This window comes from Mesorhizobium sp. M1334 (assembly GCF_040317995.1).
Taxonomy (GTDB): domain Bacteria; phylum Pseudomonadota; class Alphaproteobacteria; order Rhizobiales; family Rhizobiaceae; genus Mesorhizobium.
On record NZ_JAMYLM010000003.1, the window covers coordinates 145798 to 165712 of the forward strand.

The window sequence follows — 19915 nt, forward strand, 5'->3', positions numbered from 1 at the left end:
TGGTTTCCGAAGACTTGAAGGCACGCTGCTAGTCAGGATCGGGCTTGCGGACCTTGCGTGCCGACTTGGCGAGACGTTTCGCCTCGACCGCCGCTAGAGCTTTTGCTTGTTCCCGCTCGGCGAATTCGACTTCGATCTTGTCGTCGTCGATCGGCCACGCCTCGTGCTTTTTGGTCTCGACGACGGCGCGCGGTGTCGACGGAATTTCGATATGCTGGTCGGCGAACACATCGAAGATGGCAAAGCGGATGTCGTTCTGGACGATATTGCCACTAAGAACGTCTGCCAGGAACACGCGTATCTCGAATTCGAGCGCGGCCGGGCCGAAATTGGAAAACAACACAAAGGGTTCCGGGTTCTTCAGCACCAGCGGATGGCTGCGTGCGATCTCCAGCAGGACGCCATGCACTTGCTTGACGTCGCTGCCATAGGCAACGCCGACCTTGATGTCGATCCGGCCGAGCTTGTTGCGGTGCGTCCAGTTGCCGACCGCATTGTTGATCAGGTTTGAATTGGGCAGGATCACCGATTGCCGTTGGAACGTTTCGATCTCGGTGGCGCGCACGCTGATCTTCTTGACCGTGCCGCTGATGTCACCGGCGACGATCCAGTCGCCGACCTTGAACGGCCGCTCGGCCAAAAGGATCAGGCCCGACACGAAATTCGAGACGACATTCTGCAGGCCGAAACCGATGCCGAGGGACAGGGCGCCGGCGACCAGCGCAAGATTGGAGAGGTCGATACCGGCCGCCGAGATGCCGACCAGTGCCGCGACCGCGACGCCGGCATAACCGACCGCCAGCCGGATCGAATTGCGCACGCCAGTGTCGACCCGGCCGCGCGCCATCACCGAGCCGTCGAGCCAGCCCTGGAACCAGCGCGTGAGGAAATAGCCGATAATGAAGACGACGACGCCGGTGAGAATGCCGGTGACCGAGATCGTCACCGAACCGATGGTGAGGCCGGTCGCCAGCTTGTAGGCCCAGGCCTGAATGTCGCCGGGCTGGAAGCCCCACATCAACAGGATCAGCGGCAGGAACACCAGCACAATCATGATGTTGATGGCGGCGCTGACGACAAGCCCGAGCTGGTCGAGGGCGGTCTCTTCGTAGCTTGAATTGGCCGCTAGCCAGCGCCCGATCGAAGTTTTGGCGAACCCGCCTTCCTCGCCGATCGCCCGCGCCGACAGGAAACCGATATAGGCGGTGACCAGGATCGTGCCGGTGACCACGACCTGCAGCGAGACGAAAATTGCAAGGCCGATATAGCCAAGCAGTGCCGACGCGATGGTGAATAGGCCTAGCGCGATGGCGGTGTAACGCAGCCACGCCGGCCAGGGGCGCCAGCTTCCGTCGGGAGCCTTGAACGGCTTCAGTAGGCCCATAAGGATCAGGATGATGCCGACGATGATGGTGGCGATGAAGCTTCTGGCGATGGTCAGCGACAGTGGCGAGCCCATCTTGTCGTTCACGACCGATAGGAAATAGTTGATGCCGATGGCGACGGCCATGGCGGTCGTCAGCCGCACCAGCCAGCGCGCCGGGCCGGTTTCGACCGGGATCAGACGCCAGTTCGGCAATCGGGGCTCGAGCGCTGCGTTGGTCAGGCGGTTGACGCAGAACACCACCGCGACAACGGCAACCAGCGAATTCAGGAAGATGCCGATGTCACCGCGTAAAACATTGTAATAATTGAAGAAGAAGATCGTCGAGACAAGGAAGGCGCCGACCGCCAGCGTCGGCAGCAATGTCGACCAGAACGCCACCGACAGCCGGCTGAGATAGGAGGGGTCCTCGACGGAGGGATCCGCTTCGAAGACGCGGCCGAACAGGCGTCGGCCGCCGATAAAAAGCACTGCAGCGAATGCGAGCGCCATCAAAGTCGCGGCAAGAATGGCCTGGAACTTGAACTTGAAGGCGAAGCTCAGCCAGGACGAGACCGCCTTATAGAAGCCGGAAAACTCAGCGTTGGCGTCGGAAAAGACTTCGGGGCTGAGCGCATCGGACAGCACGTAGCGCTTGGTAAGCACATTGCGAAACAGCTCGCTGCGCATGTTGCCGATCTTCTCGATCAGCCCACTGATGCGGATCGACAGGTTCTGCGCGCTGGCAATAACGGCGTTGATCTCGGCTTTTTCGGAAGCCAAGGCCTGGCGTTCACCGGTTACGATGTCTGGCTCGGCCGGCTGGCCCGCGGCCGGCGGAGGTCCCAGCACCTCAATCCGATCGTTGATATCGCCGAGACGCGAGCGGAACGCTAGCGCGCTGGTGAGCGCCGCCCGCGACAGATCCTCCAATTGCAGACGGATTTCCACCAGGGTGGCATCGTCTTGGCCGTCCTGCTGTATTTTCTTCTCGAGACCGTCGGTCTTGGCCGTCAGACTCTGGATGACCTTCTGCTGGTCTGCGATCAACCCGGCGGCGCCCTGCCCGAGTGCCTGCGCCATTGCAACGAACGACGGCGCCGAGACGACAAGCGCAAGAATCAAGACCAGGCGGAGTAAACGAAAGAACATGTTTTTTTCTGGCGACTCGCGGGCGGCATCGGCAGTTTTGGAGCACGTCCTTGATAAAGAGGCTCATATCACGGGGCAAGTCATCCCAGGCGTCTCGTTTTTCGAAGCCGGCCAATCGAACTCGGCCAATCGGAGTCGGTCAATCGAAGTCGGGGAGTCGAAAAGCGATGGCGCAATCTTGGCTTTGCGTTGGCCACCTGCTCTATAGTCTGCCGCCAAGCCTGAAATGGATGACAATAAGAATGGCGGAATATTCGGCCTTTTCGCTTCTCAAAAACGCGCTGACCGGAAACAAGGACTGGAGGCCGGCCTGGCGCAAGCCCGACCCGAAGGCGTCCTATGACGTGATCGTCATCGGCGGCGGCGGCCATGGCCTGTCGACCGCTTACTACCTAGCCAAGGAGCACGGCATCACCAATGTCGCGGTGCTGGAGAAGGGCTGGCTCGGCTCCGGCAATGTCGGCCGCAACACCACGGCGGTCCGCTCCAATTATCTCCTGCCGGCCAACACGCGCTTTTACGAGCATTCGATGAAGCTGTGGGAGAACCTGGCCCACGACCTGAACTATAACGTCATGTTCTCGCAGCGCGGCTGCCTGAACCTCGCCCACACACCCGCCCAGCTCGACGACTATGCCCGGCGCGGCAACGCCATGCGCCATCTCGGCGTCGACGCCGAACTGATGACTACGGCGGAGATCGCCCGCCTGGTTCCGGCACTGGACGTCTCGGCCACCGCGCGCTTCCCGATTGTCGGCGGCCTGATGCAGCGGCGCGCCGGCACCGCCCGCCACGACGCCGTCGCCTGGGGCTATGCGCGCGCTGCAGATCGGCGCGGCGTCGACATCATCGAAAACTGCGAGGTCACCGGCTTCCTGCGCGACGGCGACCGTATCACCGGCGTCACGACGACGCGCGGCGAAATCCGCGCCAAGAAGGTAGCCGTCGCAGTGGCCGGCAGCACCGGGCAAGTCATGCGGCTCGCCGGCATCGAGACGATGCCGATCGAGAGCCACGTGCTGCAGGCCTTCGTCACGGAATCGCTAAAGCCGTTCATCGATACGGTCCTGACCTTCGGCATGGGCCATTTTTATATGTCGCAATCGGACAAGGGCGGCCTTGTCTATGGCGGCGATCTTGACGGCTACAACAGCTACGCCCAACGCGGCAGCCTGCCGATCGTCGATGAGGTGATGAGCGAGATGCTGGCGCTGTTCCCTGGGCTGGCCCGTGTCCGCATGCTGCGCTCATGGGGCGGCGTCTGCGACATGTCCATGGACGGTTCGCCAATCATCACCACCGGTCCGCTGCCGGGCATGTATCTCAACTGCGGCTGGTGCTATGGCGGCTTCAAGGCGACGCCGGCTTCCGGCTGGTGCTTTGCCTGGACCATTGCCAAGGACGAGCCGCACGATCTCAACGCGGCCTTCACGCTCGACCGCTTCTATCGTGGCCTGGTGATCGACGACAAGGGCCAGGGCGCCACGCCCCGGCTGCATTAGGCCATGATCCCGAACCGCAGGTCCGCGTCAGCGAAAAGTGGAAACCGGTTTTCGGACAAGATCATGGTCAAACGAGAAGTTTAAGAGATCCATGCTCATCACCTGCCCCTATTGCGGCCCGCGCGACGTGATCGAATTCACCTATCAGGGCGACGGCAATCGCCAGCGCCCACAGCCCGCCTCGCAGAACCTCGACGCCTGGAACGCCTATGTCTACGACCGGCTGAACCCGGCCGGTGACCACAATGAGATCTGGCAGCATTCCGGCGGCTGCCGCGCCCATCTCAGGGTCGTGCGCAACACGCTGACGCACGAGATCTCCAGCACCGCGTTCGCGCGCGGCGACCACAATTCGGTTGCGCGGCACCGGGCCGAGGACAAGCCATGAGCCCGCGCCGTACCGAGGCCGGCGGCCTCATAGACCGGCTGCGGACCATTCGTTTCACCTTCGACGGCGCGCCCTATACCGGCCACGCCGGCGACACGCTGGCTTCGGCGCTGCTGGCCAACGGCGTCACCCTGTTCGGGCGTTCGTTCAAATATCACCGTCCCCGCGGCGTGCTGACCGCCGGCGTCGAGGAGCCTAACGCGCTGGTCACCGTGTTGCGGGGCGAGGTTCGCGAGCCGAACATTCCCGCCACAATGGTCGAGATCTATGACGGGCTGACCGCAATCAGCCAGAACCGCTTCCCCTCACTTGCCTGGGACGTCAGTGCCGTGAACCAGCTCGGCGGCAAGCTTTTGTCGGCCGGCTTCTACTACAAGACCTTCATGGGACCGGTGATCGGTCCGCTGAAGGGCACGCGCTTCTGGATGTTCTGTGAGCATTTCATCCGCCGTGCCGCCGGCCTGGGCAAGGCAGGCACGGCTCCCGATGCGGCGCGCTACGAACGCATGAATGCGTTTTGCGATGTGTTGGTAGTCGGCTCCGGCCCGGCCGGGCTGATGGCCGCCAGGGCTGCTTCCGATCAGGGTGCACGCGTCATCCTGGCCGAGCTCGAGCCGCATTTCGGCGGCTCGGCCAATTGGTCGGGCGAGACGATCGATGGCATGCCGGCCGCCGACTGGGCGGGGCGCGCCGCTGGCCAGCTCGAAGGCCGTGACAATGTCCGCCTGCTGCCGCGCACCACGGTCTGGGGCTATTATGACGGCAACACGCTTGCTGCGCTCGAACGCGTCACCGACCACAAGGAAACGCCCGGCAAGGGCGAACCCCGCCATCGCTACTGGACAATCCGCGCCAAGTCGGTGGTGCTGGCCACCGGCTCCCTGGAGCGTCCGCTGGTCTTTCCGGGCAATGATCGACCAGGCGTGATGCTGGCGCATGCGGCCGAGCGTTTTGCCAATGAATATGGCGTGCTGCCCGGCGACAGGATCGGGCTGTTCACCAACAATGACAGCGCCTATCGCGCGGCCCTGGCGCTGAAGAAGGCCGGCGCCGTGATCGTCGCCATCGTCGACGTACGCCCTGAGCTTTCGAGCGAGATGCGCAAGCTGGCCGGCGAAACCGAGGCCGAGATCTTTTCTGGCCACGCGGTGATCGCAACCGAGGGCGGCAAGGCGCTGTCCGGCTTCAAGGTGCAGCGCTTCGATATGGCGAGTGGCGCGCTTTCCGGCGATGCGCGCAGCATCCACGCCGATTGCCTGCTGATGTCGGGCGGCTGGTCGCCGACCATCCATCTGGCCAGCCAGGCCGGCGCCAAGGCGGAATGGAACGAAACGTTGCAAGCGTTCCTGCCGCCGAAACCTACAACACGGCAATGGATCGGCGCCGGCGCCTTCACCGGCAGTTTCTCCACCACCGAGGCGATCGCCGAAGGTCGCGCCGCCGGTTTTTCCGCGACGGGCGGAACCGGCGCGCCGGCGGCCTTGCCGGTTGTCGAAGCCGCACCCGGCGATCCCGATCCGGCGCCGGTGTTCGAGATCAGGGCCAGTGGAAAGAGCTTCGTCGATTTCCAGCATGATGTGACGGCCGACGACGTGCGGCTGGCGCATCGGGAAGGCTTCGTCTCGGTCGAGCATCTGAAGCGCTACACCACGCTCGGCATGGCGACCGACCAGGGGAAGAGTTCCAACATACCAGGCCTGGCCATAATGGCCGAGGCGCTGGGCAAGCCGATCCCGCAGGTCGGCACGACGCGCTTTCGCCCGCCCTTTTCGGCGGTATCGATCGGCTCGCTTGCCGCCGAACGCTTCGGCGATCTGAAACCCGAGCGACTGACGCCGATGCATGACTGGCACGTCGCCAACGGCGCCACCATGTATTCGGCCGGCCTCTGGTACCGGCCGATGATCTATGGCCATCCCGGCGAGACGATCGAGCAGGCCTATGTGCGCGAAGCGAGAGCCACGCGCGAGAGCGCCGGCATCGTCGACGTCTCGACACTGGGCAAGATCGCCGTGCAAGGCCCGGACGCGGCGGAATTCCTTGACCGCGTCTACACCAACATGTTTTCGACGCTGGCCGTTGGCAAGGCGCGCTACGGGCTGATGCTGCGCGAGGACGGTCTCGCCTTCGACGACGGCACAACATGGCGGCTCGGCGAGCAGGATTTCCTGATGACCACCACCACCGCCAATGCCGCCAAGGTGATGCAGCATCTGGAGTATTTCCTCGACGTGATCTGGCCGGAGCTGAAGGTCCACCTCACCTCGGTGACCGATCAATGGGCCGGTGCCGCCATCGGCGGGCCGAAGGCAAGGCAGATATTGGCTGCTTGCGTCAGCGGCACCGCCGTCGACAATGCCGCACTGCCCTTCATGGGCATCGTCCACGGCGAAATCGCCGGCGTGCCGGTGATGGTCTGCCGGCTGTCCTTCTCCGGCGAAATGGCCTTCGAGGTCTATTCCGGCGCCGGTTACGGCACCCATGTGTGGGAGGCGCTCATCGAAGCCGGCAAGCCGTTCGGGCTGGTGACCTACGGGCTGGAGGCGCTGGGCACCATGCGCATCGAGAAAGGCCACGTCACCGGTGCCGAGATCGACGGCCGTACCACGGCACGCGACCTGCATCTCGACTGGATGCTGTCGAAGAAGAAGCCGTTCATCGGCTCGGCGATGATGGATCGCGAGGGGCTGATCGCACCCGACCGCCTGGAACTCGTCGGTATTGTTTCGCTCGACAACCAGCCGCTCAATGGGGGCGCACACATCGTCGAGCAGCTTGACGAAGCCAACCCCCACGGCTCGCTTGGCCACATCACCGCCTGCTGCTATTCGCCGGCGCTCGGCAAATATATCGCGCTTGCCCTGGTCAAGGGCGGCAAGGCGCGGCGCGGCTCGCGTGCCTACGTTTCCGACCCGTTGCGCAACCGGTTCGGGCCGGTCGAGATCGTCTCCAACCATTTCTTCGATCCGGACGGGAGCCGCATGCATGGTTGAACGCCAATCACCGCTTGAGCCGGTGCTGCATCCGGGCTCGCATGGCTACGGCGTCGAAATCATCCTCTCCGAAACCAGGCCGGGGTCGATTCTGCAGCTCGCCGCCTGGCCCGGCGAGGAGAAGACGTTGATGGCCAGCATCCATACGGTCACCGGCCTGACTTTGCCCGACGGCGCCGGCGGCGGTGTGACGAACGGCGCCAGGTCGGTGTTCGGCTTTGCGCCGGGAAAATTTACGGTTGTCGATGAAGCCGAGGGATTGGCGACGGCCTTTGCCGATGTCGTCACTCCGGCCATCGGTACGGTCACCGACCTTTCGCACGGCCGCACCGCGATCCGTATCGCCGGGCCGAAGGCCGAGTGGGTGCTGGCGAAGTTCTTCGCCATCGACTTCGCGCTGCCGGCCTTCCCGATCGGCGCCGGCCGCTCGACCATGCATCACGACGTCTTCGCGCAGATCCAGCGCACCGCGGCCGATCAGTTCGATATCTATGTGTTCCGCTCGTTCGCACGCTCGTTCTGGAAGGCACTCTGCCACGCCAGCGAGGAAGTCGGCTACGACGTGCAATAACTCAGGCGGCGCGTCGCCACGTTAGCTGGCGAACGTCACCCACTCTTCCAGCGGCGCGCGGTCGGTGCGGAATGCGTTTTCGGGCTTGGACGTGTCCTCATAGCCGAGCGCCATGCCGCAGACGACGATCTCCTCGTCGGGAATGTTGAGCACCGGCCTGATCTGCCGGTGATAGGGCGCGAAGGCAGCTTGCGGACAGGTGTGCAGGCCCCTGCCCCGCGCCGCGACCATGATGTTTTGCAGGAACATGCCGTAGTCGATCCACGACCCCTTGTTCAGCCGCCGGTCGACGGTGAAGATCATGCCGACCGGCGCATCGAAGAAGATGAAGTTGCGGTCGTGCTGCGCGCGCATCCTGTCGACCTCGCGCCGGCCGATGCCGAGCACGCCGTAGAGACCGAAGCCGTTGGCCCGCCGCCGCGTCAGATAGGGTTCGAAGAACTGGTCGGGATAGTAGCGATATTCGTCCCACTCCGCCTTTTCGGCGCGGATGCCCGAGCTGAGGATGGCATCGGTGATGCGCTGCTTGACCTCGCCCTTGGTCACATAGACCTTCCAGGGCTGCATGTTGGTGCCTGAGGGCGCGCGCGCGGCAACGGCGAGAATATCGCGGATGGTGTCGTCGTCGATCATATCGGGCAAGAAGGCGCGTACCGATCGGCGCGAGGTGATCGCGTCATCGACGATCGCTGCCGCAATCCGGGAGTTGTTTTCCAGCATGGCCGTCCCTTTGCGTATGATCCCGGACCCGATTCTCCGGAAGGATCATGCGCCGACTAGAAGTGATGGAGCATCCTTGCGCGTCTTTTTGAACGCCGATAAGCCTATTCGCCTCGACCGGACGCCCCACTCGCCGCTCGTGCGCCGAGCCTTTGCCCGAACCGTCAAAATGGCGCAAGTAAATCTTGTGGGCGCATGAAAATCCTCTTGATTTTTTCACAAACGTGCCGTCACATGAAATTTGCTGGGAATTTTTCACCGAAACAGGGACAGCTTTGCCCTCAACCGCGGCCAGATCGGAACAAGACAGCGGCGAACGGCTGCTGGCCGGCGACATCCGCGCGTTGCGCAAGGCGCGCGGACTGACGCTTGCCGAGACCGGCCTCAAGCTCGGCCGCTCCGTCGGCTGGGTCAGCCAGGTCGAGCGCGGCCTGTCGATCCCGTCGCTCGGCGACCTCAGAGCCTTCGCCGAATTGTTCGGCGTGCCGGTCAGCCTGTTCTTCAGCCACGACGTGCCTGTCGAGACCGAGCGCGGCGTGGTCGTGCGCGCCGGCAGCCGACGCGTGCTTGGCACAAGCGATTCTGGCCTGGTGGAGGAGCTGCTGTCGCCCGATCTCGGCGGTAGCTTCGAGATGCTGCGTTCGGTCTTCGCCCCGGGTGCCGAGCTGAAGACCGAGGCGCGCCGGCCGACCGAGGAAGCCGGCTACGTCGCTTCCGGCAGCTTCGACATCGAAATTGCTGGCGTCTGGCACCGGCTTGGCGAAGGCGACTCCTTCCGCTTCGACGGCAAGCCGTTCCGCTGGCGCAATCCTGGAGCCGAGCCGGCTGTCGTCATCTGGGTGGTTTCGCCGCCTGTCTATTGAACGAATGCATGTCGCCCAAAAGTGCGTGGCGGTTTTGGGACAACGACATGCATCAAAACAAATAGTCGGAGAAGAACATGGCCGGTTTGCCGACCACGGCACGCGTTGTGATCATCGGAGGCGGTGTCGTCGGCGCCTCCTCGCTCTATCATCTCGCCAAAGCGGGCTGGATCGACTGCGTGCTTCTGGAGAAGAACGAGCTGACTTCCGGCTCGACCTGGCATGCCGCCGGCAACGTGCCGACTTTCTCCTCGTCATGGTCGCTGATGAACATGCAGCGATATTCGACCGAACTCTATCGCCGGCTGGCCGACGAGGTCGGCTATCCCATGAACTACCACGTCACCGGCTCGCTCAGGCTAGCCCATAGCCCGGAGCGCATGCAGGAATTCCAGCGCGCCAAGGGCATGGGCCGCTACCAGGGCATGGACATCGATATCGTCGGGCTCGACGAGATCAAGCGTCGTTACCCCTTCATCGAGACGCATGAGCTGAAAGGCGCGCTCTACGATCCGAATGACGGCGACATCGACCCGGCGCAATTGACCCAGGCGCTGGCTAAAGGTGCCCGCGACATGGGCGCGAAGATCATCCGCTTCTGCCCGGTCACCGGCGTGCGCCGAGAAAACGACGAGTGGGTGGTCGAGACGGCGCAAGGCGAGATCCGCTGCGAGATCGTCGTCAACGCCGCCGGATACCGCGCCGCCGAGATCGGCAGGATGTTCGGCCGCGAGGTGCCGATGATGGTGATGAGCCATCAATATATCCTGTTCGAGGAAATCCCCGAACTGGCGGCGTGGTCGAAGGAACAGGGCAAGAAGCTGCCGCTGCTGCGCGACGTCGATACATCCTATTATCTGCGCCAGGAAAAGAACGGCATGAATCTCGGCCCTTATGAGCGCAATTGCCGCGCCCACTGGGTCGGCCACAACGACCCGATGCCCGACGACTTTTCGTTCCAGCTGTTTCCCGACGATCTCGATCGGCTGGAACATTACCTGGCCGATGCTGTCGCCCGCGTGCCGATCCTCGGCACCGCCGGCCTATCCAAGGTCATCAACGGGCCGATCCCCTACGCGCCGGACGGCAACCCGCTGATAGGGCCGATGCCCGGCGTGCCCAACGCCTTCGAGGCCTGCGTCTTCACCTTCGGCATCGCCCAGGGCGGCGGCGCCGGCAAGGTGCTGGCCGAATGGGTGACCGAGGGCCAGACCGAATGGGATATGTGGTCCTGCGATCCGCGCCGTTTCACCGCCTTCGCCTCGGCTCCGGATTATTGCGTTGCCAAGGGCATGGAAATCTACGGCAACGAATACGCCATCCAGTTCCCGCGCCATGCCTGGCCGGCCGGACGCGACCGTAAGCTGTCGCCGCTCCACGGCCGCATCAAGGCACTCGGCGCCCAGTTCGATGCCTATAATGGCTGGGAACGCGCCACCTGGTATGCGCAGCCCGGTGACGACGTCTCCGAAGAAGCCACGCTGACTTTCCGTCGCGACGGGCCGTGGCAGCATCGTGTGCGCCAAGAATGCCTCGCCGTCCGCGATGCCGCCGGCATTCTGGACCTGCCGGGCTTTTCCCGTTTCAATCTCGATGGTCCAGGTGCCGCCGAATGGCTCAGCCTCCAGGTCACAGGCCTGGTGCCGAAACCCGGCCGCATCGGCCTCGTCTATTTTGCCGACGACAAGGGCCGCATCGTCACCGAAATGTCGGTGGTCCGGCACGACGAGAACCTGATGACGCTGATCACCGCCGCGGTGGCTCAGTGGCATGATTTCGAATGGCTGAAATCGCGCATCCCAAAGGACGCCACATTCAAGCTGACCGACCGGACGGAGGAATACTCTACCCAGATCCTCGCCGGCCCCAACTCGCGAAAAATCCTGGCCGAACTCTGCGCGGCCGACCTCACCCTGCCCTGGCTGACGCATCAGGAGACCAGTATCGCCGGACGTTGGGCAAAGCTGGTGCGCGTGTCCTTCGCGGGCGAGCTCGGCTGGGAAATCCACAGCAAGATCGATGATACCGCAGCGATCTTCGACACCGTCTGGGCAGCTGGCCGGAAGCACGGCCTGAAACCGTTCGGCATGTACGCGCTGGATTCGCTGCGGCTCGAAAAAGGTTACCGCACCTGGAAGGGCGACCTGTCGACCGACTATTCGATCCTGCAGGGCGGCCTGGAGCGCTTCGTCAGATGGGACAAGCCCGACTTCCGCGGCAAGGCGGCGCTGCAGAACGAGAAGCAGCAGGGCGTCAAGAAGCGCTTCGTCACGCTTGTCGTCGAAAACCCCGGCGACTGCGACGCACCCACCATGTCGACGCTTTGGCATGACGGCCGGATCGTCGGCGAGACGACGTCCGGCGGCTGGGGTCATCGTATCGACAAATCGATCGCGCTCGGCATGCTGCGCGCCGACCTGACCGAGCCGGGAACGGCGGTCGAGGTCGAGATCTTCGGCGAACGCTTCAGGGCGGTCGTGCAGGAAGATGAGCCGTTATGGGATCCAAACAACGAGAGGCTCAGAGCATGAAGAAAGTGATCCTCACCGATGGCGGCGTGGGCCAAGAGCTGGTCCGCCGCAGCAGCTCCGAGCCGACGCCGCTGTGGTCGGCCAGGGTGCTCATCGACGAACCGGATCTGGTGCGCGACCTGCATGCCGAATTTATCCGCGCCGGCGCCCGCGTCATCACCATCAACACTTATTCCGCAACGCCGGAGCGGCTGGCGCGCGAAGGCGCGGAAGAGCTGTTCAAACCGTTGCAAAAGCTCGGCATAGAACTGGCAAGGCAAGCACGCGACCAGGCCGGCGACGCGGCGATCGCCGGCTGCCTGTCGCCGCTGTTCGGCAGCTATGCGCCAGCGCTGACGATATCCTTCCAGGATACGCTCGACGTCTATCGCCGTATCGTTGCCGAGCAGGCGGACGGCGTCGATCTGTTTCTATGCGAAACCATGGCGTCGGCCGAAGAGGCGCGCGCCGCCGTCACCGCGGCATCGGAAAGCGGCAAGCCCGTATGGGTGTCCTGGACGCTCGCCGACCACGGCGCGCCGCGCCTGCGCAGCGGCGAAGCCATTGCGGCGGCGGCAAGCGCTCTCGACGGCCTGCCCGTCGCGGCCCGGCTGATCAATTGCTGCCGGCCCGAGGCGATCGCTGCAGCGCTCCCCGAACTGATCGCCCTCGGCAGGCCGGTCGGCGCCTATGCCAACGGCTTCACCTCGGTCGAGGCACTCAAGCATGGCGGCACCGTGGAAGTGCTGCACGCCCGCCACGACCTCGATCCGGATGCCTATGCCGGCCAGGCGATCGGCTGGGTCGAGGCTGGCGCCGGCATCGTCGGCGGCTGCTGCGAAGTCGGACCGGCCCACATCGCCGCGCTGCGCGACCGGCTCGAACAAGCCGGCTACGAAATGTCGGGAGTAGCATAATGCCCAGACCATCATCGCGCATTTCCGGCATCGTGCCTTCGGGCAAGGATGGCTGGGAGGTTCATTCCGCTGCCTGGGCGCGCAAGCAGGCTGGCGAGGACATCATCATGCTGTCGGTCGGCGACCACGATTTCGACACGCCGGGCGAGACGATCGAAGCCTGCGTGACGGCCGTCCGCGCCAGCAATCACCACTACACGCCGCTTGCCGGCGTTCCACGCCTGCGCAAGGCGATGGCGGCGGCCTCGACGTGGTGCACCGGGGTTGCGACCAGCCCCGACCAGGTCATCGCCACGCCGGGCGGGCAGGCCGCGCTTTACGCGGCCATTCAAGCGGTTCTCGACCAGGGCGACCATGCCATCGTCGTTGCGCCCTATTACGCCACCTATCCGAATACCTTCAGTGCGGCGGGCGCCGAGTTCAGCGTCGTCGAGACCCCCGCCGAAGACAGCTTTCAGCCGCGCGCCGCCGACATCCGCGCCGCCCTTCGGCCGAACACCCGCGCCATCCTGATCAACACGCCGAACAATCCCACGGGCGCCGTCTATTCGCGCGAGCGCCTGGAAGAGTTGGCGCAGATCTGCCGCGAGCATGACCTCTGGCTGCTGTCGGACGAGGTCTACTGGACGCTGGGCGGCGGCGAGCACGTCTCACCACGCTCGCTGCCTGGCATGGCGGAACGCACGCTGGTCATCAATTCGATGTCCAAGAGCCACGGCATGACCGGCTGGCGCATGGGCTGGCTGACCGGGCCCGAGGAGATGATCTCGCTGCTGACCGACCTCAATCTGGTGATGACCTACGGCCTGCCGGCCTTCATAAGCCTCGCCTGCGCCGAGGCGCTCGAAAACGGCTACGGCGTCGAGGAGATCGCCGAGCGCTATGCCGCGAGGCGCGCCGTCGTTCTCGATGCCATGCGCGGTATGAACAACGTCACCGTGCGCGGCTCCGAAGGCGGCATGTATGTGATGCTCGACATATCGGCGATCGAGCCGGACGACGAAAAATTCGCCTGGGCTTTCCTCGACCAGGAGAAGGTCGGCGTCATGCCCGGCTCGAGCTTCGGCGCGGCCGCAGCAGGCCACATCCGCTTCAGCCTCTGCCAGCCTGAGCCGGTGCTGATGGAGGCTGCCACACGCCTGCGCCGCTTCGCATCCAGCTATCGCCCTGAGGCCGCATGAGCGCCCCGCCCACCAAAACCATTCCGACCAAGGCCATTCCTCCCAAAGCAAGGGCGGTCATCATCGGCGGCGGCGTCTCCGGTTGCTCGGTCGCCTATCATCTGGCCAGACTCGGCTGGACCGATATCGTGCTGCTCGAGCGCAAGCAGCTGACGTCAGGCACGACATGGCACGCTGCCGGCCTGATCGGCCAATTGCGCGGCTCGCAGAACATGACGCGGCTGGCGAAATATTCGGCCGACCTCTACGTCAAGCTCGAGGCCGAGACCGATGTCGGCACCGGCATGCGCCAGGTCGGCTCGATCACCGTGGCGCTGACCGAGGAGCGCAAGCACGAGATCTATCGGCAGGCGTCTCTCGCCCGCGCCTTCGATGTCGACGTGCGCGAGATTTCGCCAGGTGAAGTCAAGCAGATGTACCCGCATCTCAATGTATCCGATGTGGTCGGCGCCGTGCATCTGCCGCTCGACGGCCAGTGCGACCCCGCCAACATCGCCATGGCCTTGGCCAAGGGCGCGCGCCAGCGCGGTGCGACGATCGTCGAGAATGTGAAGGTGACCAAGGTCCATACCAGGGCCGGCCGCGTCACCGGGGTGTCCTGGGCGCAGGGCGGCGAGCAAGGCACGATCGATACCGACATCGTCGTCAACTGCGCCGGCATGTGGGCACGCGAACTTGGCGCCCAGAACGGCGTCACCATCCCGTTGCACGCCTGCGAACATTTCTATCTCGTAACGGAACCGATCCCCGGGCTTTCCCGCCTGCCGGTGCTGCGCGTCCCGGACGAGTGCGCCTACTACAAGGAAGATGCCGGCAAGATGATGCTCGGCGCTTTCGAACCGGTAGCCAAACCGTGGGGCATGAACGGCATAAGCGAGGATTTCTGCTTCGACCAGTTGCCCGCGGACATGGATCATTTCGAGCCGATCCTCGAAATGGGCGTCAACCGCATGCCGATGCTGGCCACCGCCGGCATCCACACCTTCTTCAACGGCCCCGAAAGCTTCACGCCCGACGATCGCTACTATCTCGGCGAGGCGCCGGAGCTTTCCGGCTACTGGATGGCGACCGGCTACAATTCGATCGGCATCGTCTCCTCCGGTGGCGCCGGCATGGCGCTGGCGCAATGGATCAATGACGGCGAGGCGCCTTTCGATCTCTGGGAGGTCGACATCCGCCGCGCCCAGCCGTTCCAGAAGAACCGCCGTTATCTTAAGGAGCGCGTTTCCGAAACGCTCGGCCTGCTCTACGCCGATCATTTCCCCTACCGGCAGATGGCGACTTCGCGCAACATAAGGCGCTCACCGCTGCATGAGCATCTGAAGGCGCGCGGTGCGGTGTTCGGCGAGGTCGCCGGCTGGGAGCGCGCCAACTGGTTCGCTAGGCCCGGCCAGGAGCGCGAATACCGCTATTCCTGGAAACGGCAGAACTGGTTCGACAACCAGCGTGAGGAGCATCTGGCGGTCAGGAACGGCGTCGGCCTGTTCGACGTGACCTCGTTCGGCAAGATCCGCGTCGAAGGTCGCGACGCCTGCGCCTTCCTGCAAAGGCTCTGCGCCAACGACATGGATGTGGCGCCGGGCAAGATCGTCTATACCCAGATGCTCAACCAGCGCGGTGGCATCGAGAGCGACCTCACCGTCTCACGGCTGTCTGAAACAGCCTTCTTCCTCGTCGTGCCCGGTGCGACGCTGCAGCGCGATTTAGCCTGGCTGCGAAAACACCTTGCCGACGAGTTCGTCGTCATCACCGATGTGACCGCTGCCGAAGCCGTGCTCTGCCTGATGGGCCCGGATGCGAGAAAGCTGATTCAAAGGGTGAGCCCCAACGATTTTTCAAACGAAAACAACCCGTTCGGGACGTTTCAGGAGATCGAAATCGGCATGGGGCTGGCCCGCGCCCACCGCGTCACCTATGTCGGCGAGCTCGGCTGGGAGCTTTATGTCTCGACCGACCAGGCCGCCCACGTCTTCGAGGCGATAGAAGAAGCCGGCGCCGACGTCGGCCTGAAGCTATGCGGCCTGCACACACTGGATTCCTGCCGCATCGAAAAGGCCTTCAGGCATTTCGGCCACGACATCACCGACGAAGACAATGTGCTGGAGGCCGGCCTCGGCTTTGCCGTGAAGACGGCCAAGGGAGACTTCCTCGGTCGCGATGCTGTGCTGAAGAAGAAAGAAACCGGCCTGTCACGCCGGCTGGTGCAGTTCTGCCTGAACGACATCGAGCCGCTGCTCTTCCACAACGAGGCGATCCTGCGCGACGGCAGGATCGTCGGTCCGATCACCTCGGGCAATTACGGCCATCATCTCGGCGGCGCCATCGGGCTTGGTTACGTGCCTTGCAAGGGCGAGAGCGAGGCGGATGTCCTGTCGTCGTCCTACGAGATCGAGATCGCCGGCGAGCGCTTTGCGGCGGAGGCGTCGCTTAAGCCGATGTACGATCCGAAGGCGGAACGGGTGCGGATGTAGCGCACCTCATAACGCGTCCATCCTGGCCGCGACTTTCGCCACGAACCTCGTCCGACTGCCGTCGGTCGACAGGTTCATCGAGTAATGCGCAAGGTAGGAAACCGACCCGCCGGGCTTGATCGTCGCACGCAGCACCCGATTGACCAGCTTGCGCGGCGGGTCACCCATCAGCATGGCTCGGAACCGGCTGCCGCCATAGGTCGTGACCGCGACCACCTTGCGAATATTGTGCAGTGACGGCTGCACCTTGCCGGCGACCAGCTTGAACGACACACCGGGCAGGAAGACGCGATCGAAAAAGCCTTTCAGAATGGCCGGATAGCCGAAGTTCCACACCGGAAACGACAGCACCAGCGCCTCGGCCCGCAGCAAGCGCTCGACATAAGGCGACGCCGGATCGCCGTCGCTGCGTTCGTCGTGATAGGACATCCGTTCGGCGCGCGTCAGCCTGGGATCGAAATTCTCGGCATAGAGGTCACAGTCGTCGACCACATTGCCGGCCGCCTTCAGGCGCTCGACGATGGTCCGGTGCAGGCCGGCATTGAAGCTGGTCTCCACCGGATGAGCGTAGAGGACGAGGACGTTCAACCCGCGTTCTCCAGCCCCTTGAACAGGAACGACTTGCCCGAGCGATAATCATAGTCCGGATTTTCCCAGGCGATCATCTTGCCCGGATTGAGCAACCCTTGCGGGTCGGTTTCGCGCTTGAAGGCGAGCTGCACCTCGTCGGTGCGCTTCATGCCGCCTTCTTCCAGCGTGTAGCGGTGCGGGTTGAATATCCAGCAGCCATTGTCCTCGTGGATGCGGATGATCTCGTCGAGCCGCTCCGCCGTGGTGAAGCGCACCAGCGGGAGCCCTGCGATGCCGATGGCGCCGTCGAAGCGGATGAATTCGAGATGCGCCGGCACCTCGTCGCCGAAGCGATCGACCATCGCCTTGACGTGGCCGAGGTGGTCCGGCGAAGGGTAGCGGGTCTGCAGGTAGGTGATTGTCGGATCGACCCGGATGGCACGCAGCGTCGTGTGGTTCCAGGTCAGCTCATAGGCCGGCGGCAACCCTTTGAGATCGGCCTCCTTGTCGGCCCGGAAGACAATCTCGCCCTTGCTGCGCGCCGTGAAGGCAAGGAAGGCATCCATCGCATGCGGTGCGATCATCAGGACGACGATGCTTTGGCCGCGCCGGAAAAACCGCTGGTGGCGCTTGAAATAATCGTAGGGGATCGGTGCTGCGATCGGCGTGATCAGTTTCGCCAGTATGCCGTCCTGGATGGCGAGGTCGTTGCCGAAGCCGGCCGCATCCATGAAATCGTCGAAGCCGACGATGACGTCGATCCAGTCATAGCTGGCGGTCAGCGGCATCTCGACTTCGGTGATGATGCCGTTGGTGCCGTAGGCATGCATCACCTTCAGCACGTCCTCGCCGGTGAGCTCCATGACACGCGGCTCAGCCTCCATCGTCACGGTCCTCAGTCGGATGACATTGCCGAGATCGCGCAGTCCGCCCCAGCGGATCGAGCCGATCCCGCCGGAGCCGCCGGCGACGAAGCCGCCGATCGATGCCGTGTTGTAGGTCGACGGCGACATGCGGAGCTCCTGGCCGGAATGCGCCCGCGTCGCTCTGTCGATGTCGGCGAGCACGGCGCCGGGACCAGTGACCACACGGCCGGGGGCGATCGTCTTGACCGCGTTCATCTCGGCGAGATTGAGCACGACGCCGCCGGACAAGGGCATCGCTTGGCCGTAGTTCCCGGTGCCGCTGCCGCGCGGCGTCACCGGCACGCCATGCCGGTGACAGGCGGCGAGAATGCGGACGACCTCGTCTTCGGTTTTCGGCGTCACGATCAGGTCGCCGGTGACGTGATCGAGCTGCTGCTTCAGCACCGGGCTGTACCAGTAGAAGTCGCGGCTCTTCTGCTGGACGATCGCCGGATGGTCGTCGATCTTCAAACCGTGCAGGTCGCGCTTGAGCGCCGCAATATCCATCATTCCACCATCAGATCATCGAGTTCGGCATAATCCGGCAACTGGCGCTCGATCGCCAGGCCGTCGCGTACAACGATGCGATCCGATTCGGGCCGTGACAGCAATTCCGTCCAGCTCCGCCCCTTGAAGACGACGAAATCGGCCGGCGCTCCGGCGGCAAGCGTGCCGAAACCGTCGAGCCGCATCACCTTGGCCGGCGTCGAAGTCACCGCTTTCGGCCAGTCGGCGACGGGATGGTCGAGATGCAGGATGCGCGTCGCCATCCGGTAAACCTCAAGCATGTCGAGATCGCCATAGGCGTAGAACGGGTCGCGCGTATTGTCGGAGGCGACGGCCACGGCAATGCCGCGCGCCTTCATCTCGTGCAGCAACGTCACCCCGCGCCAGCGCGGCGTGGTGTTGTCGCCGCGCCGGTCCTGCAGATAGAGATTGCACATCGGCAGCGACACCACCGCCAGACCGGCCTTGGCGACCTTGTCCAGCGTGTCGAGCACGTCGAGATCGGGCTGGCGCGCCAGCGAGCAGCAATGGCCGACCAGGATGTTTCCCTCGAAACCGTTCCAAAGGGCGGCTTCGGCGATTTTCTTCAGCGAGATCGCCGCGATATCGTCGGTCTCGTCGGCATGGAAATCGAGGTCGAGGCCGTGCTTGATCGCCTGCGCAAATACCTGGTCGAGCAGTTCTTCGAGATCCGGCACCATATAGGTGACGACGCCGAGCACGCCGTTGGCCGCAGCCACACGCTTGGCCAGCCTCTCGAACCATTTCCTGTCGCGCACGCCCTCGATGCCGAGCAGGCAGGCCGCCTGCAGCTCGATGCGGCCGCGCCATTCATCCCGCATCGTCTCGAACACCGGCCAGGAGATCTCTTCCTGCGGCGCAACGCTGTCGAGATGCGTGCGCAGCGCCCTGGTACCATGCGCATAGGCCGAGCGCAGCGAAAAATCCATGCGGCGGGCAACGTCGTCGGCGCTCCAGCGCGCCGCCCGATCGGCGCCCGTTGCGTTCAGCGCGCCCATGAAGGTGCCGTCCGGGTTGGGCTTTCGAGGCCAGATATGGCCCTTGTCGATATGGGTGTGGCAGTCGACGAAGCAGGGCAAGACGATCCGGCCGCCGAGATCGGTGGCGCCTGCTGGCGTGTTGGATCGCTGATGTGCTGCAATGCTGGAGATTTTTCCATTGGCGACGGCGATATCCGTAAGCGCAAAGCCGTCGGCATCGAATGCTGCGGCAAGTCCTGGCGTCAGCGACTGATGAACACGAACGTTAGCAAGATGATAAGGACCAGAGGCTGGTATCAAG

Annotated in this window: 14 protein-coding genes; 9 read left to right on the forward strand and 5 right to left on the reverse strand. The window is 63.9% G+C overall.

The annotated features are described in order from the left end of the window. Positions 1-28: 28 nt before the first annotated feature. Positions 29-2515 carry a mechanosensitive ion channel family protein gene (locus tag NKH17_RS07770; RefSeq protein ID WP_352897207.1) on the reverse strand — a complete coding sequence of 829 codons (2487 nt, stop codon included), beginning with the start codon at positions 2513-2515 and terminating at the stop codon, positions 29-31. A 242-nt stretch (positions 2516-2757) separates the two neighbouring features. Between NKH17_RS07770 and NKH17_RS07775 the strand changes: the two genes are divergently transcribed. The 4 genes from NKH17_RS07775 (at position 2758) to NKH17_RS07790 (ending at position 7969) form a co-directional block, all read left to right on the forward strand. Beyond that, the gene (locus NKH17_RS07775; protein ID WP_352505738.1) at positions 2758-4017 is read left to right on the forward strand and encodes a sarcosine oxidase subunit beta; all 1260 of its coding nucleotides are present in this window, start codon (positions 2758-2760) and stop codon (positions 4015-4017) included. Positions 4018-4108: 91 nt separating this feature from the next. Then, on the forward strand, positions 4109-4405 hold the full coding sequence (locus NKH17_RS07780; protein ID WP_023676536.1) for a sarcosine oxidase subunit delta: 297 nt from the start codon (positions 4109-4111) through the stop codon (positions 4403-4405). Beyond that, a complete protein-coding gene (locus NKH17_RS07785) occupies positions 4402-7398 on the forward strand; it encodes a sarcosine oxidase subunit alpha (protein WP_352897205.1) in 2997 nt (998 codons plus the stop codon). Before NKH17_RS07780 ends, NKH17_RS07785 begins: the two co-directional genes overlap by 4 nt. Further along, the gene (locus NKH17_RS07790; protein ID WP_352897204.1) at positions 7391-7969 is read left to right on the forward strand and encodes a sarcosine oxidase subunit gamma; all 579 of its coding nucleotides are present in this window, start codon (positions 7391-7393) and stop codon (positions 7967-7969) included. The genes NKH17_RS07785 and NKH17_RS07790 overlap by 8 nt, the downstream gene beginning before the upstream one ends. 21 nt (positions 7970-7990) lie before the next feature. Here the strand turns inward: NKH17_RS07790 and NKH17_RS07795 are convergent, their stop codons facing one another. Then, complete coding sequence (locus NKH17_RS07795) at positions 7991-8689, reverse strand: nitroreductase (protein ID WP_352897202.1); 699 nt, start codon at positions 8687-8689, stop codon at positions 7991-7993. A gap of 275 nt (positions 8690-8964) precedes the next feature. On the opposite strand from NKH17_RS07795, the gene NKH17_RS07800 reads away from it, so the two are divergent. The 5 genes from NKH17_RS07800 (at position 8965) to NKH17_RS07820 (ending at position 16631) form a co-directional block, all read left to right on the forward strand. Then, positions 8965-9552 carry a helix-turn-helix domain-containing protein gene (locus tag NKH17_RS07800; RefSeq protein ID WP_352897200.1) on the forward strand — a complete coding sequence of 196 codons (588 nt, stop codon included), beginning with the start codon at positions 8965-8967 and terminating at the stop codon, positions 9550-9552. A 77-nt stretch (positions 9553-9629) separates the two neighbouring features. After that, positions 9630-12083, forward strand: a complete 2454-nt coding sequence (locus NKH17_RS07805; protein ID WP_352897199.1) for a GcvT family protein — start codon at positions 9630-9632, stop codon at positions 12081-12083. Then, entirely contained in the window at positions 12080-12979 is a 900-nt protein-coding gene (locus tag NKH17_RS07810; protein WP_352897197.1) for a homocysteine S-methyltransferase family protein, read from the forward strand. The genes NKH17_RS07805 and NKH17_RS07810 overlap by 4 nt, the downstream gene beginning before the upstream one ends. Next, positions 12979-14160: a pyridoxal phosphate-dependent aminotransferase gene (locus NKH17_RS07815; RefSeq protein WP_352897195.1), complete on the forward strand. Its 1182-nt coding sequence runs from the start codon at positions 12979-12981 to the stop codon at positions 14158-14160. Before NKH17_RS07810 ends, NKH17_RS07815 begins: the two co-directional genes overlap by 1 nt. Next, a complete protein-coding gene (locus tag NKH17_RS07820) occupies positions 14157-16631 on the forward strand; it encodes a GcvT family protein (protein WP_352897194.1) in 2475 nt (824 codons plus the stop codon). The genes NKH17_RS07815 and NKH17_RS07820 overlap by 4 nt, the downstream gene beginning before the upstream one ends. Positions 16632-16637: 6 nt before the next feature. On the opposite strand, the gene NKH17_RS07825 is transcribed toward NKH17_RS07820, so the two are convergent. From NKH17_RS07825 to NKH17_RS07835, 3 genes are read right to left on the reverse strand one after another with little or no spacing between them, the layout of a single operon-like run. After that, positions 16638-17219 carry an NAD(P)H-dependent oxidoreductase gene (locus NKH17_RS07825; protein WP_352897192.1) on the reverse strand — a complete coding sequence of 194 codons (582 nt, stop codon included), beginning with the start codon at positions 17217-17219 and terminating at the stop codon, positions 16638-16640. Continuing rightward, positions 17216-18616, reverse strand: coding sequence for an FAD-binding oxidoreductase (locus tag NKH17_RS07830; protein WP_502894201.1), 1401 nt, complete (start codon positions 18614-18616; stop codon positions 17216-17218). The genes NKH17_RS07825 and NKH17_RS07830 overlap by 4 nt, the downstream gene beginning before the upstream one ends. Further along, positions 18613-19914: a cytosine deaminase gene (locus NKH17_RS07835; protein WP_352897190.1), complete on the reverse strand. Its 1302-nt coding sequence runs from the start codon at positions 19912-19914 to the stop codon at positions 18613-18615. The genes NKH17_RS07830 and NKH17_RS07835 overlap by 4 nt, the downstream gene beginning before the upstream one ends. Position 19915 lies beyond the last annotated feature (1 nt).

Excerpts from the sequence above, each read along its gene's own strand:
- NKH17_RS07790 (WP_352897204.1), top strand. The coding sequence starts at position 7,391 with ATGGTTGAACGCCAATCACCGCTTGAGCCGGTGCTGCATCCGGGCTCG.
- NKH17_RS07805 (WP_352897199.1), top strand. The coding sequence starts at position 9,630 with ATGGCCGGTTTGCCGACCACGGCACGCGTTGTGATCATCGGAGGCGGT.
- NKH17_RS07810 (WP_352897197.1), top strand. The coding sequence starts at position 12,080 with ATGAAGAAAGTGATCCTCACCGATGGCGGCGTGGGCCAAGAGCTGGTC.
- NKH17_RS07785 (WP_352897205.1), top strand. The coding sequence starts at position 4,402 with ATGAGCCCGCGCCGTACCGAGGCCGGCGGCCTCATAGACCGGCTGCGG.
- NKH17_RS07780 (WP_023676536.1), top strand. The coding sequence starts at position 4,109 with ATGCTCATCACCTGCCCCTATTGCGGCCCGCGCGACGTGATCGAATTC.
- NKH17_RS07830 (WP_502894201.1), bottom strand. The coding sequence starts at position 18,616 with ATGATGGATATTGCGGCGCTCAAGCGCGACCTGCACGGTTTGAAGATC.
- NKH17_RS07820 (WP_352897194.1), top strand. The coding sequence starts at position 14,157 with ATGAGCGCCCCGCCCACCAAAACCATTCCGACCAAGGCCATTCCTCCC.
- NKH17_RS07795 (WP_352897202.1), bottom strand. The coding sequence starts at position 8,689 with ATGCTGGAAAACAACTCCCGGATTGCGGCAGCGATCGTCGATGACGCG.
- NKH17_RS07815 (WP_352897195.1), top strand. The coding sequence starts at position 12,979 with ATGCCCAGACCATCATCGCGCATTTCCGGCATCGTGCCTTCGGGCAAG.
- NKH17_RS07770 (WP_352897207.1), bottom strand. The coding sequence starts at position 2,515 with ATGTTCTTTCGTTTACTCCGCCTGGTCTTGATTCTTGCGCTTGTCGTC.
- NKH17_RS07775 (WP_352505738.1), top strand. The coding sequence starts at position 2,758 with ATGGCGGAATATTCGGCCTTTTCGCTTCTCAAAAACGCGCTGACCGGA.